General features: G+C 61.5%; 21 protein-coding genes and 1 tRNA gene. 7 read left to right on the top strand and 15 right to left on the bottom strand.

The window, feature by feature from the left end; genetic code table 11:
* Positions 1 to 35 precede the first annotated feature (35 nt).
* Entirely contained in the window at positions 36 to 1,085 is a 1,050-nt protein-coding gene (locus tag ACLKMW_RS12600; RefSeq protein WP_415724808.1) for a threonine aldolase family protein, read from the top strand.
* Positions 1,086 to 1,137: 52 nt separating this feature from the next.
* Here the strand turns inward: ACLKMW_RS12600 and ACLKMW_RS12595 are convergent, their stop codons facing one another.
* Positions 1,138 to 1,605, bottom strand: coding sequence for an Hsp20 family protein (locus tag ACLKMW_RS12595; RefSeq protein ID WP_415724807.1), 468 nt, complete (start codon positions 1,603 to 1,605; stop codon positions 1,138 to 1,140).
* Between the two features lie 429 nt (positions 1,606 to 2,034).
* Between ACLKMW_RS12595 and ACLKMW_RS12590 the strand changes: the two genes are divergently transcribed.
* Positions 2,035 to 2,994, top strand: coding sequence for an alpha/beta fold hydrolase (locus ACLKMW_RS12590; RefSeq protein ID WP_415724930.1), 960 nt, complete (start codon positions 2,035 to 2,037; stop codon positions 2,992 to 2,994).
* On the opposite strand, the gene hisN is transcribed toward ACLKMW_RS12590, so the two are convergent.
* Both hisN and ACLKMW_RS12580 read right to left on the bottom strand, forming a co-directional pair.
* Positions 2,991 to 3,749, bottom strand: coding sequence for a histidinol-phosphatase (gene hisN / locus ACLKMW_RS12585; RefSeq protein WP_415724929.1), 759 nt, complete (start codon positions 3,747 to 3,749; stop codon positions 2,991 to 2,993). The two genes, ACLKMW_RS12590 and hisN, sit on opposite strands and share 4 nt — an antisense overlap.
* Before the next feature lie 196 nt (positions 3,750 to 3,945).
* Positions 3,946 to 4,839 carry an N-formylglutamate amidohydrolase gene (locus tag ACLKMW_RS12580; protein WP_415724806.1) on the bottom strand — a complete coding sequence of 298 codons (894 nt, stop codon included), beginning with the start codon at positions 4,837 to 4,839 and terminating at the stop codon, positions 3,946 to 3,948.
* Positions 4,840 to 5,043: 204 nt separating this feature from the next.
* On the opposite strand from ACLKMW_RS12580, the gene cpdR reads away from it, so the two are divergent.
* The 3 genes from cpdR to ACLKMW_RS12565 all read left to right on the top strand — a co-directional run bounded on the left by cpdR (position 5,044) and on the right by ACLKMW_RS12565 (position 5,986).
* Positions 5,044 to 5,406: a cell cycle two-component system response regulator CpdR gene (gene cpdR, locus ACLKMW_RS12575; protein WP_085466356.1), complete on the top strand. Its 363-nt coding sequence runs from the start codon at positions 5,044 to 5,046 to the stop codon at positions 5,404 to 5,406.
* A 107-nt stretch (positions 5,407 to 5,513) separates the two neighbouring features.
* Positions 5,514 to 5,588: transfer RNA gene (locus ACLKMW_RS12570), tRNA-Val, on the top strand.
* A gap of 194 nt (positions 5,589 to 5,782) precedes the next feature.
* A complete protein-coding gene (locus ACLKMW_RS12565; protein WP_415724805.1) occupies positions 5,783 to 5,986 on the top strand; it encodes a CsbD family protein in 204 nt (67 codons plus the stop codon).
* A 78-nt stretch (positions 5,987 to 6,064) separates the two neighbouring features.
* On the opposite strand, the gene ACLKMW_RS12560 is transcribed toward ACLKMW_RS12565, so the two are convergent.
* The 12 genes from ACLKMW_RS12560 to ACLKMW_RS12505 all read right to left on the bottom strand — a co-directional run bounded on the left by ACLKMW_RS12560 (position 6,065) and on the right by ACLKMW_RS12505 (position 19,307).
* Positions 6,065 to 6,721, bottom strand: a complete 657-nt coding sequence (locus tag ACLKMW_RS12560) for an outer membrane protein (RefSeq protein ID WP_415724804.1) — start codon at positions 6,719 to 6,721, stop codon at positions 6,065 to 6,067.
* Positions 6,722 to 6,864: 143 nt separating this feature from the next.
* Positions 6,865 to 7,929 (bottom strand): ABC transporter ATP-binding protein, encoded by a 1,065-nt coding sequence (locus ACLKMW_RS12555; protein WP_415724803.1) that lies wholly within the window; start codon positions 7,927 to 7,929, stop codon positions 6,865 to 6,867.
* Between the two features lie 20 nt (positions 7,930 to 7,949).
* Complete coding sequence (locus ACLKMW_RS12550; protein WP_415724802.1) at positions 7,950 to 8,741, bottom strand: ABC transporter permease; 792 nt, start codon at positions 8,739 to 8,741, stop codon at positions 7,950 to 7,952.
* Positions 8,738 to 9,628 carry an ABC transporter permease gene (locus ACLKMW_RS12545; RefSeq protein ID WP_415724801.1) on the bottom strand — a complete coding sequence of 297 codons (891 nt, stop codon included), beginning with the start codon at positions 9,626 to 9,628 and terminating at the stop codon, positions 8,738 to 8,740. The genes ACLKMW_RS12550 and ACLKMW_RS12545 overlap by 4 nt, the downstream gene beginning before the upstream one ends.
* Positions 9,629 to 9,676: 48 nt before the next feature.
* A complete protein-coding gene (locus ACLKMW_RS12540; RefSeq protein WP_415724800.1) occupies positions 9,677 to 10,780 on the bottom strand; it encodes an ABC transporter substrate-binding protein in 1,104 nt (367 codons plus the stop codon).
* 240 nt (positions 10,781 to 11,020) lie between these two features.
* Complete coding sequence (locus ACLKMW_RS12535; RefSeq protein WP_415724799.1) at positions 11,021 to 12,193, bottom strand: iron-containing alcohol dehydrogenase; 1,173 nt, start codon at positions 12,191 to 12,193, stop codon at positions 11,021 to 11,023.
* A gap of 178 nt (positions 12,194 to 12,371) precedes the next feature.
* Positions 12,372 to 13,760, bottom strand: a complete 1,389-nt coding sequence (locus ACLKMW_RS12530) for an aldehyde dehydrogenase family protein (protein WP_415724798.1) — start codon at positions 13,758 to 13,760, stop codon at positions 12,372 to 12,374.
* A gap of 203 nt (positions 13,761 to 13,963) precedes the next feature.
* Positions 13,964 to 15,334 carry a glutamine synthetase family protein gene (locus ACLKMW_RS12525; RefSeq protein WP_415724797.1) on the bottom strand — a complete coding sequence of 457 codons (1,371 nt, stop codon included), beginning with the start codon at positions 15,332 to 15,334 and terminating at the stop codon, positions 13,964 to 13,966.
* Positions 15,335 to 15,438: 104 nt separating this feature from the next.
* Entirely contained in the window at positions 15,439 to 16,506 is a 1,068-nt protein-coding gene (locus ACLKMW_RS12520; RefSeq protein WP_415724796.1) for a TRAP transporter substrate-binding protein, read from the bottom strand.
* Between the two features lie 132 nt (positions 16,507 to 16,638).
* Entirely contained in the window at positions 16,639 to 17,967 is a 1,329-nt protein-coding gene (locus ACLKMW_RS12515) for a TRAP transporter large permease (RefSeq protein ID WP_415724795.1), read from the bottom strand.
* Positions 17,964 to 18,476 (bottom strand): TRAP transporter small permease subunit, encoded by a 513-nt coding sequence (locus tag ACLKMW_RS12510; RefSeq protein ID WP_415724794.1) that lies wholly within the window; start codon positions 18,474 to 18,476, stop codon positions 17,964 to 17,966. The genes ACLKMW_RS12515 and ACLKMW_RS12510 overlap by 4 nt, the downstream gene beginning before the upstream one ends.
* A gap of 42 nt (positions 18,477 to 18,518) precedes the next feature.
* Positions 18,519 to 19,307 (bottom strand): N-formylglutamate amidohydrolase, encoded by a 789-nt coding sequence (locus ACLKMW_RS12505; protein WP_415724793.1) that lies wholly within the window; start codon positions 19,305 to 19,307, stop codon positions 18,519 to 18,521.
* 165 nt (positions 19,308 to 19,472) lie between these two features.
* On the opposite strand from ACLKMW_RS12505, the gene ACLKMW_RS12500 reads away from it, so the two are divergent.
* Both ACLKMW_RS12500 and ACLKMW_RS12495 read left to right on the top strand, forming a co-directional pair.
* On the top strand, positions 19,473 to 20,300 hold the full coding sequence (locus ACLKMW_RS12500) for a MurR/RpiR family transcriptional regulator (protein WP_415724792.1): 828 nt from the start codon (positions 19,473 to 19,475) through the stop codon (positions 20,298 to 20,300).
* A gap of 284 nt (positions 20,301 to 20,584) precedes the next feature.
* Positions 20,585 to 21,766 carry an efflux RND transporter periplasmic adaptor subunit gene (locus ACLKMW_RS12495; protein ID WP_415724791.1) on the top strand — a complete coding sequence of 394 codons (1,182 nt, stop codon included), beginning with the start codon at positions 20,585 to 20,587 and terminating at the stop codon, positions 21,764 to 21,766.

The following is a 21,766-nucleotide window of genomic DNA, read 5'->3' as shown; positions in this document are numbered from 1 at the left end:
CAGGCACGCTCAACCGCATCGAATGGGATGGTCACATGTTTTTTGCTTCGGACAATTGGGCAGGCGCGCATCCGAAAATCGCCGCGGCACTCGGCGCGAACGCGTCGGGCTTCGACGCGGCCTATGGGAACGGTGAGCTCGACCGCGCGGTCGCCGATCGTTTCAGTGCCCTGTTCGAGCGCGAGGTCGCCGTCTTCTTCGTCGCCACCGGCACCGCCGCCAATTCGCTGTCGCTTACCTTGGTCAGCCAACCGGGCGGAATTTCGTTCTGCCACCGCGAAGCCCATATGATCGAGGACGAATGCGGCGCGCCCGAATATTTCACGGGCGGCGCGCGCCTCTTTCCCGTCGATGGGCCGCTCGGGAAAATGACGCCGGAAAGTCTCGAGGCGGCCATCTCCCGCTACGAGCCGGAATTCGTTCATGCCGGACGGCCGACGGCCGTGTCGATCACCCAGGCCACCGAAGTCGGCACCGTCTATAGCCTTGAGGAAATCGACGCGATCTCGACAATCGCCAAGCGGCGTCGCCTGCCCCTGCACATGGATGGCGCCCGCTTCGCCAATGCGCTGGTGGCACTGGACACGACGCCCGCCGAAATGACCTGGAAACGCGGCGTCGACATCGTCTCCTTCGGCGGCACGAAAAACGGCTGCTGGTGCGCCGAGGCCGTCATTCTTTTCGACACGTCCAAGGCCCGTGAATTCGGTTTCCTGCGCAAGCGCGCCGCGCAACTCTTTTCCAAGTCGCGCTTCATCGCCGCGCAGTTCGACGCCTATCTGGACAGCGGGCACTGGCTGGAAACCGCCCGCCATTCCAACGCCATGACGGCGCGCCTGGCGCGCGCGATCAATGCATCCGGCAAGGCGCGCCTCGGCTGGCAGCCGCAGGCCAACGAGGTCTTTCCGATCATCAAGAGAGAAACGGTGGAAAGTCTCACCAAGGCAGGCGCCATGTTCTATCCATGGAACGCACCGCGGGGTTTTGCCGATCCGATCGGCGAGGACGAGACCATGTGCCGACTGGTCACCAGTTTCGCGACAACCGAGGCCGAGGTCGACCGCTTTGCGGAACTGATTGCCTGAGCCGATAAAAAAGCGGCGCCCGGAGGCGCCGCTTTCGCTCGGGAGGAGCGATTTATTTGGTGGTCGTGGCTTCGATCTGCTTCGCAGGCTTGTCCGAGCCCGCAATCTCGATCTTGCGCGGCTTCAGTTCCTCGGGAATGGTGCGCTTCAGATCGATGTGCAGAAGGCCATTCTTCAGCTTGGCCCCGGTGACATCGACATGGTCGGCAAGCTGGAAGCGGCGCTCGAAAGCGCGCGAGGCAATGCCGCGATAAAGCACCTCGGAGCCTTCGCCCTCGGTCTCATCCTTGCGCTCGCCTTTGATGCTGAGCACGTTGCGGTGCGCTTCAATGGCGATTTCATTCTCGGAGAAACCTGCGACCGCCATGCTGATGCGGTAGGCATCTTCGCCAGTGCGCTCGATATTGTAAGGCGGATAGGTCTGGCCGCCTTCGGGCTGAGCAAGCGAGTCAAGCATGGTGAACAGCCGGTCGAAACCGACGGTCGAGCGATAGAGCGGGGAAAAGTCAACGTGACGCATGGTTCTGTTCTCCTGTTGAGCAACACGGTTTGCGTGTGACCTGCGTCGAAACCCATCATGGCGTTCCGGTGCGGTCAGCGGTCCCATTCGTGGCGACCGCATCAGGAATCTGGGGAGCGTCGGAAGCCATTTCAAGGCTTTGCAGTGCCTGAAAAACGATGAATGGAAGATGAACCGGCCCTTCGGGCGACGTTCATGCTGCCTTGGCTAGATTGGCTCCGACTTGTTGAACAAGCGGGTTGCAAACGCTCCCCGCAACGAGGCCGAGCCGGGTGTAACGTCCCTTCCTCCCGGATCGACAGACCGGAAGCCAGCCTGCGCTGCTTCCGGTCATTTTCTTCGAAACCGCCTTCTGGATTTTTGTTCGCTTTTCGGGCCTATGCTTGCGCAACACTGGCAGGCTGCCTTGGAACGGCTGTAAGCATGAAAATGGCGGACTATTTCTACCACATCCCCGAAAACCCCGTACCGGAGCATGGGCTTTCCGGGCACTTTGCCTCGCGCGACGGCAAGCGGCTTCGCTACGGGGTCTTTCCGGCGACGGTTCAGCCGGCGAAGGGCACGATTGTCCTCCTGCCTGGACGAAATGAGTGCATCGAGAAATATTTTGAAACCGTGCGCGAGCTGGCGGCGCGCGGGTTCACTACGGCTACCTTCGACTGGCGCGGCCAAGGCGGCTCCGACCGTCTCATCGGCGATCCGGCGCGCGGCTACGTCCGCAGCTTCTTCGATTATGTCCTGGATCTCGAAAGCTTCTTCGCCGAGATCGTCCTGCCGGATTGTCACGGCCCCTATTATCTGCTTGCCCACTCGACCGGCGCCACGGTGGCCCTGCTCGGCGCGCAATCGCTGGTGAACCAGGTGCAGCGCATGGTGCTGATTGCGCCCTTTCTGGCGCTCTGCAAATCGCCGCTGACCATGCATACGATAGGCCGGCTTGCCACCGCCCTCTACTATACCGGGTTCAGCCGGCTCTATGTAGCTGAGCGCAAGCGCCCGCGTGAAATAGTGCCGTTCGCCGCCAACAAGCTTACCACTGATCCGGTTCGCTACCGGCGCAACGCCCTGCTCTATGAGAACCACCCGAATTTAGCCCTGGGCGGTCCGACGGTCGCCTGGATCAAGGCGGCCTGCGAAGCGTCGGCCACCATTCAGGACCCGGACTTCATCGCGAAGATCCGGATTCCATCATTGATCATCGCCGCCGGCGCCGACGAAGTGGTGTCGAACGAGGGGATCGAGCATTTCGCCCGACGGCTGCGGCTCGGCTCGCTGCTGACGATCGACGGCGCGCGTCATGAAATCCTGCAGGAGGCCGATTTCTTTCGCGAGCAGTTCTTCGCCGCTTTCGACGCCTTCATTCCGGGCTCGGACTCAACAGCGCCCTAACCGGCGCCATAAAGCACCCTCATTGCCGCCTCATGAAGTTCCGGCGTCGCCGCCGCCAGTATGTCGCCGCCCTTCTCCGCCGGACCGCCGGCAAATGTGGTGATGACGCCGCCTGCCTGTTCGATGATCGGGATCAACGCAACGATGTCGTAGGGCTGAAGGCCGCTTTCGGCTACGAGGTCGATATTGCCGGAAGCGAGCATGGCGAAGGCATAGCAGTCGGTGCCGTAGCGCGAGAGCCGGACCTGCCGTTCGAGCCGGTCGAAGCGCACACGCTTTTCACCTTCGTAAAGTGCCGGAGTCGTGGTGAACAGGGTCGCATCGCCAAGCATGGTGGTCTTGCGGGTCGAAAGCGGCCGGTTGCCGCCTGGGCCTTCGTAGTGGGAAGCCGAGCCGTCCGCATAATACAGTTCGCCGGTGAAGGGCTGCGACATCATGCCGGCCACCGCGTCCCCATCGACAGTCAAACCCACCAGCGTGCCCCAGACCGGCAGGCCGGAGATATAGGCGCGCGTGCCGTCGATCGGATCGATCACCCATACGTGGCTGTTGGTGGCGTTTTCGGCGCCATATTCCTCACCAAGTATGCCATGGTCGGGGAATTCGTCGTTGATCAGCGCGCGGATGACCCGCTCTGCCCCGCGATCGGCCTCGGTGACCGGATCGAACCCGCCCGCAAGCTTGTTGGACACCTCGCCCTGCTGGCGAAAACGCGGCAGCGTCTGGGCGGCGGCTGCCTCGGCGATGCGCCGCATGAACTGAACCGTGACCGGCAATTGCCTCTCCTTGAAATGAGCGCGACTATCGCCCGCAGACGCATGCATTGCCACATCTTTCTTGTTCGAGCAAAGTTCCCCCTGCCCGCGCGTCCGAATGGACGCACAAACACGCTCCGCGCAAATCCGCCGTGTTCGACGATCCCACCTGAACGCGTTTGCCAGCCGCGATGCGCTATTCGGCGGCCAGCGGCGTCTCGCCAGTATCCTGGTGCTGAAGCTCCATCAGATCGGAGCAGAAGCGTGTCAGATCGTCGGCCAGCGCGTCGAAGCCGTCCGACTTCTGAAATGTGCGCTCGTTCATGTAGAGGCCGCGGTTGACCTCGATCTGCAACGCATGGCGATTTCGCGCCGGGCGTCCATAGTGTTCGGTGATGAAGCCGCCGGCATAGGGCTTGTTGTGAGCAACCCTATAGCCCATCGACAGGAGCAGTCCGATGGCGTTTTCGGTCAGGGCGCGCGATGCCGAAACGCCGAAACGGTCGCCGACGATGAAATCTGGTCGCATACCGGTTTCACCGATGCGGATACTGGCCGGCATTGAGTGGCAATCGATCAGCACGACCGTGCCGAAACGCATCTGCGTCTCGACCAGCAATCGCTTGAGCGTGGTGTGATAAGGCTTGTAGATGCCTTCGATGCGCTCCACCGCCTCGGCGAGCGGCAGGCGCGAAGGATAGATATCGAGACCCTCGCCGACCAGCTTCGGCACCGTGCCGAGCCCGCCGGCAACGCGCGCCGAACGGATGTTGGCGAAAGACGGCAAGGGCTCGATGAACATGCGCGGGTCGAGTTCCCAGGGCTCGCGGTTCACGTCCAGATAGGAGCGCGGAAAATTCGCGGCCAGAAGCGGCGCGCCGAGCATGGTCGCACCTGCGAACAACTCATCCACGAATGAATCCTCGGAACGGCGGATGGCGTTGGCGTCGAGTCGCACCATCGATAGGAAGCGCTGCGGATAGTAGCGGCCGCTGTGCGGAGAATTGAAGACGAACGGCGCGCTCTGGGTTGCGCCCGACCGCACCTCGAACGGCGCGACGGCCGCAAAATCATCGAGCGCCGAAATCATCTTCTAACCTGTGAAACTCGCTTGGCCATGCGCTTGAAACTGCCATCTGCCATAGGCCGTGTCCAGTCGCGCGGCCCTCATCAATGGCGAGCACGCGGCGCGATGCTGCCACATTCACTTGATGTTTACCGTCCAGGATTCATATACAGGATGGTTAACGAAACCGCGCCAGGCGGTTTTGCAAGGTGAATCGGACAGGACATGATGGCACGCATCCTTCTGGCGGAAGACGACGATGACATGCGCCGGTTTCTGGTGAAGGCGCTGGAACGCGCCGGCTATGACGTGAGTGATTTCGACAATGGCGCAAGCGCCTACGAGCGGCTGCGCGAGGAGCCGTTCTCGCTGTTGCTGACCGACATCGTCATGCCCGAAATGGACGGCATAGAGCTCGCTCGCCGCGCCACCGAAATCGATCCCGATCTCAAGGTGATGTTCATCACCGGCTTTGCCGCCGTGGCTCTCAACCCGGATTCGAAGGCGCCGCGCGACGCCAAGGTGCTGTCGAAGCCCTTCCATTTGCGTGACCTCGTCAATGAGGTCGAGAAGATGCTCCAGGCCGCCTGAACCAGCGGCTTAAGCCATTCGGCAAGCGCTCCATCAAAGGAGCGTCTTTCCGCTTTCCACCTATTGACGCGCGCAGGCATAATGTGGTGTATGCGCCTGCATCGGATGGGCGTGTAGCTCAGCGGGAGAGCACTGCATTGACATTGCAGGGGTCACAAGTTCAATCCTTGTCACGCCCACCATCCTTTCAATAACTTAGCCGCTATCTCTTCCTCAGCCGCACAGAGATTTGAACGCGGTCGTGACCCTGGCGACAGGGTGACGCCGAACTATGCCGCCATCGGCGTCAACGATTTGCCTTGACCTGAACGGTGAACCAAACCGCCCGGCTATCGTTTAATCCTTATGCGAATGATCGCTGAACAAGGAGAAAACGATGGACTGGGACCGCGTGGAAGGCAACTGGAAGCAGATCAAGGGCAAGGTGAAGGAGCAGTGGGGAAAGCTGACCGATGACGATCTTGATGAGATCGCCGGCCGTCGCGATCAGCTCGAGGGCAAGATTCAGGAGCGCTATGGCCTTGCGAAAGATCAGGCCCAACGAGACATCGACGATTGGTACGGTCGCCAGACTTGGTGATAAATTGCGTTAAAGCAACAGCCCGTCGCCTCGCGAGGCGACGGGCTTGATGTCTAGGTCATACCGTGCGGCGTCGAGTTAGAACTTATACGCCAGACCGACCGACACCGTATGATTCTGGATCTCCACATCGTCGATTCCGCCAATGGTTTCACTGCCGAAATCGTAGAACCGGTATTCAGCCCGGCCGATCCAGTTGTTGGTGAAAGCATACTCGGCACCGGCACCGATGGTCCAACCCGTGAAACTTTCACTTTCGTCCAGGGTGACCCCCCCAATCGTGGTTTCGGCGGAGACTTCGCTGAAGGCAACACCGGCAGTGGCGAAGAAGAGCGTGCGGTCCCAGGCGTAACCTACGCGACCACGCAACGACGCCAGATAATCGGTGCCAACCTCAACGTCGAACCCCGGGAACGCGAAGGTTTCTTCGTTCCACACCGCATTGATGTCCGCTTCCGCACCGAACACGAACGCACCGCTCTGCCAGTTGTAGCCCGCGTAGCCACCAAGCAGGCCGCCGTCGAAGTTATCCGAAAGGATATCAGTGCCGTCACTGAGTTCGCCGTCAGACCAGGCATATCCGCCCTGTAGGCCGAGATAACCGCCAGTCCAAGTAAACAGCGGTACTTCGGCGATCGGTGCCGGTGGTTCTTCGACCACGACGTCTGCCGCCATCGCGCCGCTGGCCGCAAGAAGTGCGATCGCCGACGCTGTGAAGAATGTCCTTAGATGCACATTACCCTCCTGAGTTCAAAACCCCCGAGACCCAGCATCCACCCTTGTCATCATCCTACAGGCAAATAACTCTCTGACTATTGTATTTGGGTCACAGCAATGCAGGGAAATACCGCAATCACTGGCAAAAAAAGCCTACATTTTCACTTCAGAATCAGCAGGTCCCGCGCCGCGAAGCTGATGTCGGTTCTTTCGCCGACGGCAGGCGGCGGCGCGCTCGAATTGTTGAACGTGTCGAGCGACACCACGCTGCGGCCGACGCCGACCCGCACGCGGATGACCGAGCCCAGGAAATGAACGTCCAGTATCTGCCCCGACAGGCTGGTGTCGCCGTCATTGGCGCGCCCGAGCGAGATCGCTTCCGGGCGCAGCGCCAGCGATATCGCATCGCCCGATTTCGCGCCGTCGAGCGGCTGCGCAAGCACGATCTCGCCGCCGTCGACACGCACCCTGCCGGCCGCCGCATCGGCAACGGCCCCGTCCAGCACGTTCAGCGTGCCGACGAAGTTCGCCACGAAACGCGTCGCCGGGTGGTTGTAGATTTCGAAGGGTGTCCCGACCTGCTCGGCATGTCCGTCATGCATGACGATGATGCGGTCGGACATCGACAGCGCCTCTTCCTGATCGTGAGTCACGAAGATGGTGGTGATGCCGAGCTTTTTCTGGATTTGGCGGATTTCGTCGCGCAGCGACAGGCGGACCTTGGCGTCCAGTGCCGACAACGGTTCGTCGAGCAGCAAGAGCCGCGGCTTCGGCGCCAGCGCGCGGGCCAGCGCCACGCGCTGCTGCTGGCCGCCCGAGAGCTGGTAGGGATAGCGGTCGGCGAACTCCGGCAGCTTGATGATGCCGAGCATCTCGGCGACCCGCGCATCGGTTTCGGCCTTGGGCGTGCCGGCAACCTTCAGCCCGAAGGCGATGTTCTGCGCCACGGTCAGATTGGGAAACAGCGCATAGGCCTGAAACACCATGCCGATGTTGCGCTGGTTCGGCTTGAGATTGGTGACATCCTTGCCGCCGATCAGGATGCGGCCGGCGCTCGGCTCCTCGAAGCCCGCAACGATGCGCAGCATCGTCGTCTTGCCGCAGCCGCTCGGCCCGAGAAACGAGATGAACTCGCCGGGCGCCACGTCGAGATTGAAGTCCTTGACCACGACGGTCGCGCCAAAAGCCTTGCGGACACCCTGGATGCTGAGAAACGTTTCGGCCATCGGCGGCGCGCCCTTTCCGTTCAGTTGGAGCGGCTCGAGGTTCTGGGCGCGAACCTGGAGACGATCTGGATCATGGCCATGCAGGCCCAGGTGATCACGAAGGCGATCACTGCAAGTGCTGCCGGCTCATAGGCGCGGTTGGCGCCGATGAACTGCAGATAGGGACCGAATGCCGGCCGGTTGAGCAGCGCCGCCATGGTGAATTCGCCGATGACGATGGCGAAGGTGAGAAACGAGCCCGAAAGCACGGCAAGCAGCACGTTGGGCAGGATGATGCGGGCGATGATCGTTCCCCATCCGGCGCCGAGAATTTGCGCCGCCTCGGTCAATGTCCGCACGTCGATGGTTCGAAGTCCGGTATCGACGGCCCGGTACATATAGGGCAAAGCCAGCATGACATAGCCGAACACCAGCAGGATGTTGGTTCCGGTGGCCGATCCGGTCAGCGGCAGGAACGACGAGGTGTTGTAGAGGCGGATATAGCCGAACACCACCACGATTGCCGGAATGACCAGCGGCAGAAGCGTGACGAACTCGATATAAGGCCGCAGGCCAGGCAGGCGCAGTCGGACCCAATAGGCGGTCGGCACGACAATGAAGATGCCGACGATGATGGTCAGCAGGCCCACCACGACCGAATAGCCGAAAGTGGCCTGGAATTGCGGATCGGCGAGCACGACCCAATAGGCGTCGAGGCTGTAGACGCCGCGCCGCATGCGCAGCGAAAACTCGACCATGCCGATCAGCGGCAGCGCAAAATAAAGGCAGCCGAGCGCCAGCAGGAGCGAGGAGACGATGCGGCCTTTTTTCATCTGAGCCACCGTTCGGCACGCGCCCTGAGCCAGATATAGATGCCGTTGGAGAGGCCGGTTATCACGATCATGCCGAAGGCGAGCGCATAGCCGAGATTGGGGTCCTGCAGCACGTCACCGCGAATCTGCGTGAAAAGCACGATCGGAACGATGTTGAGCGACGAGCCGGTCAGCGCATAGGCCGTCGCCACCGCGCCGAAGGCGTTGGCGAAAAGCAGTACGATCGTGCCGAGAAGTGCCGGCCACAGCACTGGCAGCGCCACCATGCGCCAATATTGCAGCCTGGACGCGCCGAGGCTGGCGGCTGCCTCGCCCCATTCCTTCTTCAACCCGTCGAGCGCCGGAGTGATGATCAGGATCATCAGCGGGATCTGGAAAAACAGATAGGTGATCGTCAGTCCCCAGAAGCTCAACAGGTTGAAGCCCGTGGCGTAGAGATTGAAGCCGAACACATTCATCAGGAAGGCGGTGAGCAGGCCCGTGCGCCCCAGCGTCGCCAGGAACGCGAAGGCGAGCGGAATGCCGGCAAAATTGGAGGCGACGCCCGAAAATGTCATCAGCGGCGAGCGCACCCAGCCGGGCAGCCCGCCTATGGTAACGGTTGCCGCCATCACAAATCCCATCAGCCCGCCGATCAGGGCCGAAGCCAGACTGACTTTGATCGAAATCCAGTAAGCCGCCATGATAGAGGGCGTGAACAGGTTGACGATGTTCTGAAGCGTGAACGCGCCTTCCCTGTCCTGAAAGGCGCCCGCAATCAGGTTGAGCGTCGGCAGGAGAAGAAACAGCAGCGCAAACACCGCAAACGGCACGATGCCCAGCCAGTCGAGCGGCAAGCGACGGCGCGTTCGGGCGGATTGCGCAGTAAGGACGTCCTGATGGGCCATGGGAAAGCGCGATCTTCCCGCCCCATGAGCGGAAAGATCGCCCATCCGTTACTGTACGTTGGCGCCTACGACGCTGCTCCAATCCTTGGAGATCACTTCCTTGGCGGCAGCCTGCTCTTCAAGCGTGGGGAATACCGCCTTTTCGTACGCCGCTGCCGGCGGCATCTTGTCGAGCAGCTCCTGCGGAATCTTGCCCTTCTTGGCGAGATCGTTGAAGCGGATCGGGTGGCAGTAGCCCTTCAGCCAGAGCAACTGGCCCTCGTCGGAATAAAGGTGCTCCATCCACAGCTTGGCGGCGTTCGGATGCGGCGCATGGGCGCTGATCGCCTGGACATAGACGCCGGCAATAACGCCGGAATCCGGGACCACCACTTCAACCGGCGGGTTGCCCTTCAATTCGTCCTTGCCCGAGAGCGCGTTGTAGTCCCAATAGACGACAATCGGAGTGGCACCCTGGGCCAGCGTGCCGGTCCTGGCCGTTACCGGCACGAAATTGCCCGCCTTGTTGAGGTCGGCGAAATATTTCAAGCCCGCTTCGGCCGCCGCCGCGCCCGAGGCCGCGCCGGTCGAGAGGCCTGCCGCCTGTACGGCCAGGATCGCCTGGTTATCACCGAGCGGATTGCCCGAGAGGGCTACGCTGTTGGCATATTCCGGCTTCAGCAGATCGGCCCAATCCTTCGGCACGTTCTTGACGATGTCGGTGTTCACCATGAAGGCGAGCACGCCGTAATAGTCGGCATACCAGTGGCCTTCGGGGTCCTTCACCTCGTCGGGGATCGTGTCCCAGGTAGAGACCTTGTAGGGTTGTGTCAGGCCTTCGGCCTTGGCCGAGGGGCCGAAGGCATAGCCGACATCGATCACGTCCGGCGCCTGCGGGCCGGTATTGCCCTTGTTGGCCTTGATCGCCTCGATCTCGTCGGCGGAGCCCGCGTCGGGGTTGAGTTCGTTGACTTCGATGCCGTATTTCTCCTTGAACGAAGAAATCACCTCACCGTAGTTGCACCAGCTATGCGGCAGCGCGATGGTGGTGAGGGTGCCTTCCGCCTTGGCGGCGGCAACCAGCTCGTCCATCGATTGCGCCGATACGAAAACCGTGGTCGCCATCAGCGCAGCCGCCGAAAGCGAAAGCATCTTCCCCGCGAAATTGAACATATGTTCTCTCCATTGAACTGACGCCACTCGACGCCGTCGATGCGGTTATCGATAACACGTGACAGTCCGATGAATATCGGACCGCAGGAACGCCCCGAGCGCGGAAGTTAACTCCTTTTAATTGTTCGTAGCAATCGGGCGGAGTCCTGTTCCGGCTAAATATCCGGTTCGGCGCGAGCGGCACCGGAAAATTGCGTCGATGAACCTGGATCGAGTTGATCCAGGCTCACCATAATCCGCTCAGATCGTTCCCGACAGCGCCTTGTCGAGCAGGCCGAGCGCCGCTTGCTTCGTCAGCTTGACCGGATTGCCGCCGGCGGTCGGATCGACAATGGCCATTTCGGCAATCAAATCCTTGCGTGCCTCGTCCATGGAGAGATCCTTGATCAGTCCGGGCAGCGAATGCGGAACCTTCAGGTCCTCGCGCAGCTTCAAAACTGCCTTGGCAAAGCCCTCGAAGCCGCCTGCAATGCCGCAATAGGCGGCAAGGCGGACGATGCGTTCCTCGATCGCATCGCGATTGAAAGCCAGCACATAGGGCATGAAGACCGCGTTGGTCATGCCGTGATGGGTGTCGTAAAGCGCGCCGATCGGATGCGACAGCGAATGGATGGCGCCGAGCCCCTTCTGGAAGGCGGCAGCGCCCATAGCGGCGGCCGACATCATATGCGCGCGCGCCGTCAGGTCATTGCCATTGGCGAAAGCCTTGGGCAGGTTCTCGAAGACCAGCCTGATGCCCTCGACGGCGATGCCATCGGCCATCGGATGATAGCCCGGCGCGCAATAGGCTTCCAGGCAGTGGGCCAGCGCGTCCATGCCGGTGCCGGCGGTGATGAAGGGCGGCATGCCGACGGTAAGCTCCGGGTCGGCAATGACGATCTCCGGCAAGAGCTTCGGATGGAAGATCACCTTCTTGGTGTGCGTGGCCTCATGTGTGACGACGCCGGCACGGCCAACCTCCGAGCCGGTACCGGCAGTGGTCGGCACGGCGACGATCGGCGCGATCGCGTCGGCATCGGCCCGCGTCCACCAATCGCCGATGTCCTCGAAATCCCAGACCGGCCGTGTCTGGCCCGCCTGGAAGGCGATCAGCTTGCCGAGATCAAGGCCGGAGCCGCCGCCAAAAGCGATGACGCCGTCATGCTTGCCCTGCTTGAACGCGGCGATACCGGCCGTGAGGTTGGACTCGACCGGGTTCGGCTTGACGTCGGAAAAGACGGCATAGGGGATTTTTGCCGCATCGAGGATCTTCAGCGTATTGGCGACCACCGGCAGCCTGGCGAGACCCGGATCGGTGACGAAAAGCGGGTTCTTGATGCCGGTTGCCGCAAGCGCGTCGGGCAGTTCGGAAATGCGGCCGGCGCCGAAGCGCACCGTGGTGGGATAATTCCATTTGGAGACGAGGTTGGTCATGAGGTGCGAGTTCCCGATTGATATGTACATGCCCCCTCACCCGGTTTGCGGCGCAAACCACCCTCTCCCCGCAGGGAGAGGAGGGCACCGGCGTTGCCGCCAGTCTCTTCTCCCCAATGAGGAGAAGGTGGCCCGAAGGCCGGATGAGGGGGTGCGGTCCTCATCCATTATCCAAGTCTCAGATCGCCTCTCTGAGATGATACGACTTGGGCCGGGTGAGATTGTCATAGCCGATGGGCGACAGCGCCGCCCCGCGGCCGGTGTCCTTCACGCCGGTCCAGACCAGCGCCGGATCGAGATAGTCGCAGCGGTTCATAAACACCGTGCCGGTCTCGATGCGGTCGCCGAGGCTGGCGGCCCGGTCGGCATCGCCGGTCCACAGCGAAGCGGTCAGTCCATAGGGGCTGTCGTTCATCAGCGCGATCGCCTCTTCATCATCCCGCACCTTCATGATGCCGACGATGGGGCCGAAGCTCTCCTCGCGCATCACGCTCATCTGGTGGTCGACGCCGGTCAGCACCTCAGGCGGGATATAGGGAGAACCGGCGCGGTCTTCGGCGACCTTCATATTGATGTGGGCAGTGGCGCCCTTGCGCAGCGCTTCGGCCTTCTGTTCGCGGATGAGATCGGCAAAGCGCGCCTGGGCCATCGGCCCCATGGTCGTCGCCTGGTCGAGCGGATTGCCGACGACATATTCCTTGGTCAGCGACACGAAACCGTCGACGAAATCGTCATAGACCTTCTCATGCACATAGACGCGCTCGATACCGCAGCAGCACTGGCCCGAATTGAAGAAGGCGCCGTCAACCAGATTGGCGATGGCGAAGTCGAGCTTGGCGTCGGGCAGCACATAGGCGGGGTCCTTGCCGCCAAGCTCGAGGCCGAGCGACATGAAGGTGCCGGCGGCCGCCTTCTCGATCGCCCTGCCGCCGGCCACCGAGCCGGTGAAATTGACATGGTCGATCTTGCCCGAGCCGAGCAGCCTTTCGGTCTGCGCGTGGTTCATCACGATGTTCTGGAACACGCCCTTCGGCAGGCCGACCTTTTCAAACGCCTGGGCGAAACGCTCTCCCACCAGCAAGGTCTGCGCGGCGTGCTTGAGGATGACCGTATTTCCGGCCATCAGGGCGGGAACGATGGTGTTGACGGCGGTGAGGTAAGGATAGTTCCACGGCGCAATCACCATGACGACGCCAAGCGGCTCCTTCTTGACATACCGGCGGAAACCTTCCTTGGGGTTTGACGCCATCATGGGCTTCAGCGCCTGCTCGGCGATCTCGACCATGTAGGTCACGCGCTCCTTGACGCCGCCGAACTCCCCGCCATAGCGGGTCGGGCGCCCCATCTGCCAGGCGATTTCCGGCACGATCTCGTCATTCATCGCCACCAGCGCTTCGAGCATGGCCAGCATGTACTTGCCGCGTTCCGCACTCGGGATGCGGACCCAGTCGGCCTGTGCCGCCTTGGCGCGCTCGACTGCTGCGTTAATGGCTTGATCGGTCGCGATCGGCCTCTCGGCATAGATCGAACCGTCGATGGGGGATTTAAGCTTGACCGTTTCGGTCATCGGTGTGCTTCCTTTTTTTGAGACACCCCCCTCTGGCCTGCCGGCCATCTCCCCCTCAAGGGGGGAGACTAAGCTGGCATCATCCTTTACGCGCAGTCTCCAACGCACGAGGTGGGGCGGCGACAAAGGTGAAGGCCGCTCTCCCCCCTTGAGGGGGAGATGGCCGGCAGGCCAGAGGGGGGGTCGTGGGCATCATTGCAAACTCAGTACCGCTCGAACCCCCTGTGCAGCTCCCAGTCGGTGATGCGGCGGTCATATTCCATCTGCTCCCAGCGCGCCGTGTGCGTATAATGGTCAACCACCTCAGTGCCGAATGCCTCCTTCAGCATCTCTGACTTCGTCATGGTTTCGATGGCGTCGCGCAGCGTCTTTGGAATTTCCGGCAAATCCGCCTGCTGGTAGGCGTCGCCGACGAAAGGCTTTTCAAGCTCCAGCTTCTCGTCGATGCCGGCCAGCCCTGCCGCGATCAGTGCGGCGAAGGCGAGATAGGGGTTGAGGTCCGCACCGCCGATCCGGCACTCCATGCGGATACCCTTGGTGCCCTCGCCGCAAAGGCGGAAGCCGGCTGTGCGGTTGTCGTCGCTCCACATGATCTTGGTGGGGGCGAAGGTTCCGGCCTGGAAGCGCTTGTAAGAATTCACGTAAGGCGCCAGGAAATAGGTATAGTCCTTGGCGTATTTGAGCTGTCCCGCGGACCATTGCCGGCCGAGTTCCGACAGTCCGTAAAGCCCCTTTTTGTCCAGGAAGAGCGGCGTCTTGCCATCGGCGCTCCAGAGCGAATTGTGGATATGGCTGGAATTGCCGGCGAGATCGTAGTGATACTTCGCCATGAAGCAGACCGACTTGCCCATCTCGTGGGCGATTTCCTTCGCCCCGTTCTTCAGGATGACATGGCGGTCGGCCGTCTCGAGCGCTTCGCCGTAGCGGAAATTGATCTCCTCCTGGCCCGGACCCCATTCCCCTTTCGAGTTCTCGATAGGGATACCGGCGGCATTCATGTCATTGCGCAGCCGGCGCATATAGGCCTCTTCCTTGGAGGTGATGCCGATCTGGTAGTCGCCAATATAGGGCGATGCCGTATCGAGATTGCGCCAGCCTTTGTCGCGCGCACTGCCATAGGTTTCGTCGAACAGATAGAATTCGAGCTCGGAAGCGAAATAGGCAAGAAAGCCGCGCTGCTCCAGGCGCCGAAGTTGCCGGCGCAGAACGCCGCGGGGAGAGTGCGGCAGGTCCTCATTGTCATGGTGGCCGAGTACGTCGCAGAGCACCAGCGCCGTCTTCTCCAGCCACGGAACCCGCCTGATCGTCGAGAGGTCGGGCTTCATGACGAAATCGCCGTAGCCCTTCGACCAGCTCGCGGCCTTGTAGCCCGGCACCGGCTCCATATCGATATCGTCGGCCATCAGATAGTTGCAGGCATGCGTCTCCTCGTAGCCGGATTGCACGAAGAAACCTGCCAGGAACCGCTTGCCGATGAGCCGTCCCTGCATGTCGACCGCGCAGACCAGCACCGTATCGATCTCGCCATCGGCGACTGCTTTCTTCAATTGATCGAAGCTGAAATTTTCGGCCATTCTCGACTCCGCCGCGACTGTGGGCGCTTGGGTTTCAACAGGGTGGCCCGGCCAACATTCGGCTGGCCGGGCCGTGGTTCAGGCGTCCGGACGCGCCGTCTCGCTCATCCGTAGCGGTAAGGCGCTCCGGCCTTGCGCATGGTCTCGGAGTATTTCTTCAGTATATCGACCACCTTGGCATTGCGCGGGCTCTTGGCTGCGATCTCGTCCCAGAACTTGAGCGCCTCGTCTTCCACCGTCTTCCATTCGGCTTCCGGTATGGTGGTGAGTTCGAGCTTGCCGCCGGTGGTGCGGTAGTGTGCTTCGCCCCACCAATACCAATGCTGGCGGTAGTAGTGCGACGAATCCATCGCCAGCTTGAACAGTTCCTTGAGATGGTCGGGAACCGCATTCCACTTGTCGGTGTTGGCAAAGAACGAGCCGGACCAAGCACCCGAGATATTGTTGGTGAGGTAGTATTTCGTCACGTCGGCCCAGCCGACCGTGTAAGTTTCGGTGGCGCCGCACCAGGCGATGCCGTCGAGCTCGCCGGTCTGAATGGCAACCTCGATGTCCTCCCAAGGCAGCGTCACCGGAACGACGCCGAGGCGGGTCAGGAACTGACCGCCGGTGGGGAAGGTGAAGACGCGCAGCCCCTTCAGGTCCTCGAGGCTGCGGATCGGCTTGGTGGTGGCGAAGTTGCAGGGGTCCCAGGCGCCGGCGCTGAGCCAGGTCACACCCGGCACCTCGGCATAGGCTTCTTCCCAGATCTCCTTCAGCCCATACCAGTTCCAGAGTACGGGCACGTCGAGACTGTAGCGCGAAGCGAACGGGAAATAGGCGCCGAAAACGGCCACATCGACGGGCGAAGCCATGGAATCGTCGTCGCTCTGCGCCGCATCGATGGTGCCCGACTGCACGGCACGGAACAGCTCACCCTGCGGCACGAGCTGGTCGGACGTGTAGAGCTCGATCATCATCTCGCCGTTCGCCGCCTTGTTGAAGGCGTCGAGTGCCGGCTTTATGACGTGCTCGGCCAGCGCCGGACCGGCATAGGTCTGGAGCCGCCACTTGATCGGGCTTTGGGCGCGCACATAGGGCGCTGCCAATGTGGTCGCGCCAACGGCCCCCGCCGTCGTCAGTACCGACTTCCTCAGGAAATCGCGCTTGCTTATCGTCTTACGGTCATCCATCTCACTAGTCTCCCATTAAGTAGTTGGATTCCACACACTCGCCGCCAGGCTGGTCTTCCCGCGCGAGGTCTGCTGCCTGCCTGTTCTCCTTCTCCTTTGCTCACTCCCGCCCTTTGAACGAATGGATCATTGTCAGCCGCGGCCGGAATAGAGGTTCGGCAGCCACAGCGCGATCTCCGGAAAGATCATGAGAATGACGATCGACAGCACCATCAGCAGAAAGAACGGAATGATCGACCGGTAGATGTCGACAAGCGTGATTTCCGGCGGCGCCATCGCCCGCATGAGGAACAGATTGTAGCCGAAGGGCGGGGTGATGTAGGCGATCTGGCAGGTGATCGTGTAAAGGATGCCGAACCAGATGAGGTCGAAACCGAGCCCCTTGACCAGCGGTATATAGAGCGGCGCGACAATCACCAGCATCGCCGTATCGTCGAGGAACATGCCCATGATGATGAAGGAAAGCAGCATCATGATCAGGATCGTCCACGGATTGAGATCCCAGGTATCGAGCAGCAGCCGTTCGATCGCCTTGACCGCGCCCAATCCGTCATAGACCGCACTGAAACAGAGTGCGGCCAGGATGATCCACAGGAACATGCAGGAGATGGCAAGCGTGTTTCGGGTCGTATCCTCCAGCACCTGCCAGGTCAACTTGCGCGTGAACAGCGCCGCCAGAGTGGCGAGCAGCGCCCCCACGGCCGAGCTTTCCACCAGGCTGGTGACGCCGGTCATGAAGAAGCCCATCATGATGCCGAAAACACCCAGCGGCAGCAGGCCTTCGCGCAAAAGCAGGAACTTCTCGGAGCGGGTGATCTGGGCCCGCTCCTCCCTGGGCAGGATCGGTCCCAATTCAGGCTGAATGCGGCAGCGCACATAGATGTAGATGCAGAAGATCGCCGCCATCATCAGGCCCGGCATAATGCCGGCCAACCAGAGTTGCAGCACCGGCTGGCGCGCAATCATGGCATAGAGCACCAGCACCACGCTTGGCGGAATGAGGATACCGAGCGAACTGCCGCCCTGGATGACGCCGGTGACCATCACCTTGTCATAGCCGCGCCTGAGCAGTTCGGGCAGGGCGACGGTTGCACCGATTGCGAGACCCGCGACGCTGAGCCCGTTCATGCAGGAGATCACCACCATCAGCCCGATGGTGCCGAGCGCCAGGCCGCCGCGGATAGATCCGAACCAGACATGGAACATGCGGTAGAGATTGCTGGCGATGCCGGATTCCGACAGCATGTAGCCCATGAACACGAAGAAAGGCACGGTGATCAGCGGATACCAGTTCAGCACCTGGAAGCTGGCGTTGAAGGGCAACTCGAAGGAGCCCTCGCCCCACAGCCAAAGAGCCGCCGCCGTGCCGACAAAGCCGATGACGCCGAACACCCGCTGACCAGTGATCAGCAGCGCCATCATCGTGGCGAACATGAACAGCGTGATGAATTCCGAAGTCATGTGATCGGCTTCCCGCGCGCGATGGCGATGTCCTTGAAGAAGCTGGAAACAGCCTGCAGCAGAACGAGGAAGATGCCGAAGGTCATGATCGTCTTGATCGGCCACAACACCGGCGCCCAGGCGGTGTAGTTCTTCTGGTCGTAAGAAATGGCGTATTGCGTGCTCGACACGCCGCCGATGAACAGAACCGCCAGATAGAAAATCACGAACAGGATCGTGATCATATCCGTCACCGCCCGATTGCGCGCCGAAAGGCGATCGTAGAACAGATCCATGCGGACATGCGCGCCAAGCTGCATGGAGTAGGCGCCGCCGAGGAGATAATAGGCGGAGAGCATGAATTGCGACATCTCCATCGCCCAGTTGATCGGAACCCCGAGCATGACGCGCGAGGCCGTCGCATAAAGCAGGATGCCGGCCATCGGGAAGATCAGGTACATGGCGACGCGCCCGATCCGATGGTTGAGCGCATCGACATACCGCACGAACAGTCTTACGGGCTCAGGCACTGTCTTCGTCCATCGGTTTGCACCTCCCCTGCACGATCAGCCTCAGACCCGTTCCACGCCGGCGCATTCGGCAGGCTGCACGCCTGCGAGGATCGCGGCCAACAGGTCGGCCCATTTGCGTTGCCCGGCGCCGTTGGCGATCTCGTCGTTGCGGATTTCGATCATCGCGCAGGCAAGGCCACGCGAGCGGCCGTGGCGCTCCAGGCTATAATAGACGAGATCGGCCGGCGAGTAGGGCTGGTTGACCCCGACATTGAGGCCCACGACCCCTTTCAGCGCCGAGATCATCGGTCCTGCCAGCCTGTCGTCCTCGTCGTGGATAACGCCGATCTGCCAAGGCCGGTCGATGCCCTTGTAGCGCGGCGTGAAGGAATGGACCGACACCAGCCGCGTTTCGCTTCCCTTCTGCAGCCTTTCGGCAATAACGGCATCCACCGCCTCGTGAAATGGGGCCCAGGAGAGAGCGATGCGCGCCTGCCGGTCGTCGGCGGAAAGGTTGCTGTTCCCAGGAATGATCGTCGTTTCGCTGGCTTCGGAAATCAGATCCGGTGCATCGAGCGGGCGATTGCAGTCAATGATGAGCCGCGAAATGCAGGACTCCACCAAAACGGCGTCAAGCGCCTCGGCCAAGCGTCGCGCGACCGGCAATGCGCCGGGATCCCAGGCGATGTGGCGCGCCAGATCGGATTTCTCCAGACCGAGATCGGCGAATTCGGCCGGCATGAAGTTCGAGGCGTGATCGCAAATGACGACGTAGGGGCTGGCACCGCCACGATTGCTGACTCGCACCGAGGCCGCCGCATCACTCGCCGTAGAAATGCCTGCTCCCATTGCCCAGTTCCCGGACTACGCTGTAACATCTGTTACGTATTTTTATTCTTTGCGTGTCGGTGGATGATTTCATACATATTCTCGAGCTTTGTCAAACGTGTTTTCACGTAGGCGGCTCACAACGGGGACATGCCGCGCGTCGCACGCGCGAACCGAGGGAAAGTCATGACATCGAGCATTGCCGAGCTTATCTCCGAACGCATCGATACGATGCCGGCCGGCGAACGGCGCGCCGCGCAGACATTGGTGGCGAACTATCCGCTGATCGGCCTCAAGACGGTCGCCGATTTCTCGCAACAAGCCGGCGTCAGTTCGCCGACCATCCTGCGTTTCGTCTCCCGCCTCGGCTTTCATAACTATGCCGAGTTTCAGGCCGCATTGCAGGATGAGCTGGCCGCGCAGTTGCAGTCGCCCCTCTCCCGAACCGAAAGCCAGCCCGCACGTGATCGGGGCAAGACCTCGCCGGTGCTGGAGGCGACGCTGGAAAACGTCCGCGAGACTTTCCGCCACATATCGGACAAGCAGATCCGTGACATCGTCGCCAAGCTGGCGCAGCCGCGCGCAAAGGTCTTTCTGATCGGTGGCCGCTTCACCGACCCGATCGCCAGCTACATGACCGTTCACATGACGATCGTCAGGCCGAACGTCTTTCATCTGGCAGGCCAGGAAAGCGTGTGGCGCGATCGCCTGATCGACATGGGCAAGCGCGACGTGCTGCTGATCTTCGATATCCGCCGCTATCAGGACAGCCTGCTGCGTTTCGCCGAAAAGGCGCATCAGCGCGGCACGGACATCGTGCTGTTTACCGACCAGTGGCTGTCGCCCATCGCGCGCTTTGCCGGCCATGTCATTGCCGGGCGCACATCCGTTCCTTCGTCCTGGGATTCGTCCGCCGCGCTTTTCGTCATGGCCGAGACGCTGATCGGCGAATTGACGCGCGAACTCCAAGCCGGCAGCGCAAAGCGCATCCGGGAGATGGAGGATTTGCGCTGAGCACCTGACGGACCCGCGCGCCGCCAACAATTACCGATAATTAAGGTGCCAAGCTGCAAGAAACGGCATAAAGCCCACTGCTGGCCTTGTGTTGCTTTGTGCCTGGAGCGCCGTGCGTCCAAACGGACGCACAAGGACGCTCTAACTCTTTGATTGAGCATCGGATCGATCCGAAACCGGATTCCACTTTTCGGTCCAATGCTCTAAGATTGCAGTCCTTTCGCTTTCTCCGGACAGTGGAAAGCCGGGCAATCGCGAAACGTGTGTGAAGACCCGGAGTGCCGATGGCCGTCTGGAAACAGATACTCTTTCTGCTGGTCGCCCTCGCCGCCGCCGCGGCGGCCTGGCTGAACTTTTTCCCCGGTGCACCGGAAGTCCTTGCCCGCTGGGGCATCGAGTGGGCTGAAGCCACACCCTCCAAAGGCAGCGGCAATGCCGTGGACATCAGGCGGCAGAGTGACCGCGGCCCGCAGACCGCCGTCATCACGGCACCGGTGATCACCGCGACCATCAACGACAAATTGTCCGCCATCGGCACGGGACGCGCCAACGCCACAGTCGCCGTCAATCCTTATGTCGCCGGCCGGATGACCGAACTGACGGTGACCTCCGGAACCGAGGTGGAGGCTGGAACAATTATCGCGCGGCTCGATTCGGACGTAGAGCAGATTGCGCTCGAACGCGCCAGGATAGCGCTTGACGACGCCAGGGCCAAACTCGAGCGCGCCAGGACCCTGCGCAGTTCCAACGCGGCAACGGCGGTTCAGGTCGCCGACGCCGAAGTGGTGCTCGAAAATGCCCGGCTGGCGGTGCGTGATGCGGAACTGACGCTCGAACGACGTGCGATCACCGCGCCGATTTCCGGCATCGTCGGCATTTTGCCGATCGAGGCCGGAAACTACGTCACCACGCAGACCACGGTCGCCACCATAGACGACCGCTCGCATATCATCGTCGATTTCTGGGTGCCGGAACGCTTCGCAGGCATCATCGCCGTCGGCGCGCCGCTGACCGCCAGCCTCGTCGCCCGACCGGGCCTTTCCTTCGAGGGTACCGTCAGCGCCGTCGACAACCGTCTGGACGAACAAAGCCGGACCCTTCGCGTTCAGGCGCGGTTGGACAACCGCGACGACACGCTGCGGGCCGGAATGTCGTTCCAGATTGCCATGCGTTTTCCTGGTGATACCTATCCTTCGGTCGATCCGCTGGCGATCCAGTGGGGAACGGATGGCGCCTTCGTCTGGGCGATACATGACGGCAAGGCCAGGCGCACGCCGGTGCGCATCATTCAACGCAACACCGAATCGGTGCTGGTAGCGGCCGACATCAACGCCGGCGATCTGGTGGTCACCGAGGGCGTCCATGTCGTGCGTGAAGGCGCCGAACTGCTGATCGCAAAGGCTGACCCCCGTGCGTCGGGCGCCGCCATCGATGCCGTTCCGGCCAATGCCGCCAGCGGCTCGTGA

It is taken from the genome of Borborobacter xinjiangensis (assembly GCF_047739745.1).
In the GTDB taxonomy this organism is placed as follows: Bacteria; Pseudomonadota; Alphaproteobacteria; order Rhizobiales; family Rhizobiaceae; genus Pseudaminobacter.
This window is presented reverse-complemented; position numbering and strand designations above follow the sequence as displayed.

Bases quoted from the DNA above. Each gene is read 5' to 3' on its own strand.
- ACLKMW_RS12600 (WP_415724808.1), top strand. From the start codon at position 36: ATGTTTTTTGCTTCGGACAATTGGGCAGGCGCGCATCCGAAAATCGCC.
- ACLKMW_RS12595 (WP_415724807.1), bottom strand. From the start codon at position 1,605: ATGCGTCACGTTGACTTTTCCCCGCTCTATCGCTCGACCGTCGGTTTC.
- ACLKMW_RS12590 (WP_415724930.1), top strand. From the start codon at position 2,035: ATGGCGGACTATTTCTACCACATCCCCGAAAACCCCGTACCGGAGCAT.
- hisN (WP_415724929.1), bottom strand. From the start codon at position 3,749: ATGCGGCGCATCGCCGAGGCAGCCGCCGCCCAGACGCTGCCGCGTTTT.
- ACLKMW_RS12580 (WP_415724806.1), bottom strand. From the start codon at position 4,839: ATGATTTCGGCGCTCGATGATTTTGCGGCCGTCGCGCCGTTCGAGGTG.
- cpdR (WP_085466356.1), top strand. From the start codon at position 5,044: ATGGCACGCATCCTTCTGGCGGAAGACGACGATGACATGCGCCGGTTT.
- ACLKMW_RS12565 (WP_415724805.1), top strand. From the start codon at position 5,783: ATGGACTGGGACCGCGTGGAAGGCAACTGGAAGCAGATCAAGGGCAAG.
- ACLKMW_RS12555 (WP_415724803.1), bottom strand. From the start codon at position 7,929: ATGGCCGAAACGTTTCTCAGCATCCAGGGTGTCCGCAAGGCTTTTGGC.
- ACLKMW_RS12550 (WP_415724802.1), bottom strand. From the start codon at position 8,741: ATGAAAAAAGGCCGCATCGTCTCCTCGCTCCTGCTGGCGCTCGGCTGC.
- ACLKMW_RS12545 (WP_415724801.1), bottom strand. From the start codon at position 9,628: ATGGCCCATCAGGACGTCCTTACTGCGCAATCCGCCCGAACGCGCCGT.
- ACLKMW_RS12540 (WP_415724800.1), bottom strand. From the start codon at position 10,780: ATGTTCAATTTCGCGGGGAAGATGCTTTCGCTTTCGGCGGCTGCGCTG.
- ACLKMW_RS12535 (WP_415724799.1), bottom strand. From the start codon at position 12,193: ATGACCAACCTCGTCTCCAAATGGAATTATCCCACCACGGTGCGCTTC.
- ACLKMW_RS12530 (WP_415724798.1), bottom strand. From the start codon at position 13,760: ATGACCGAAACGGTCAAGCTTAAATCCCCCATCGACGGTTCGATCTAT.
- ACLKMW_RS12525 (WP_415724797.1), bottom strand. From the start codon at position 15,334: ATGGCCGAAAATTTCAGCTTCGATCAATTGAAGAAAGCAGTCGCCGAT.
- ACLKMW_RS12520 (WP_415724796.1), bottom strand. From the start codon at position 16,506: ATGGATGACCGTAAGACGATAAGCAAGCGCGATTTCCTGAGGAAGTCG.
- ACLKMW_RS12515 (WP_415724795.1), bottom strand. From the start codon at position 17,967: ATGACTTCGGAATTCATCACGCTGTTCATGTTCGCCACGATGATGGCG.
- ACLKMW_RS12505 (WP_415724793.1), bottom strand. From the start codon at position 19,307: ATGGGAGCAGGCATTTCTACGGCGAGTGATGCGGCGGCCTCGGTGCGA.
- ACLKMW_RS12500 (WP_415724792.1), top strand. From the start codon at position 19,473: ATGACATCGAGCATTGCCGAGCTTATCTCCGAACGCATCGATACGATG.
- ACLKMW_RS12495 (WP_415724791.1), top strand. From the start codon at position 20,585: ATGGCCGTCTGGAAACAGATACTCTTTCTGCTGGTCGCCCTCGCCGCC.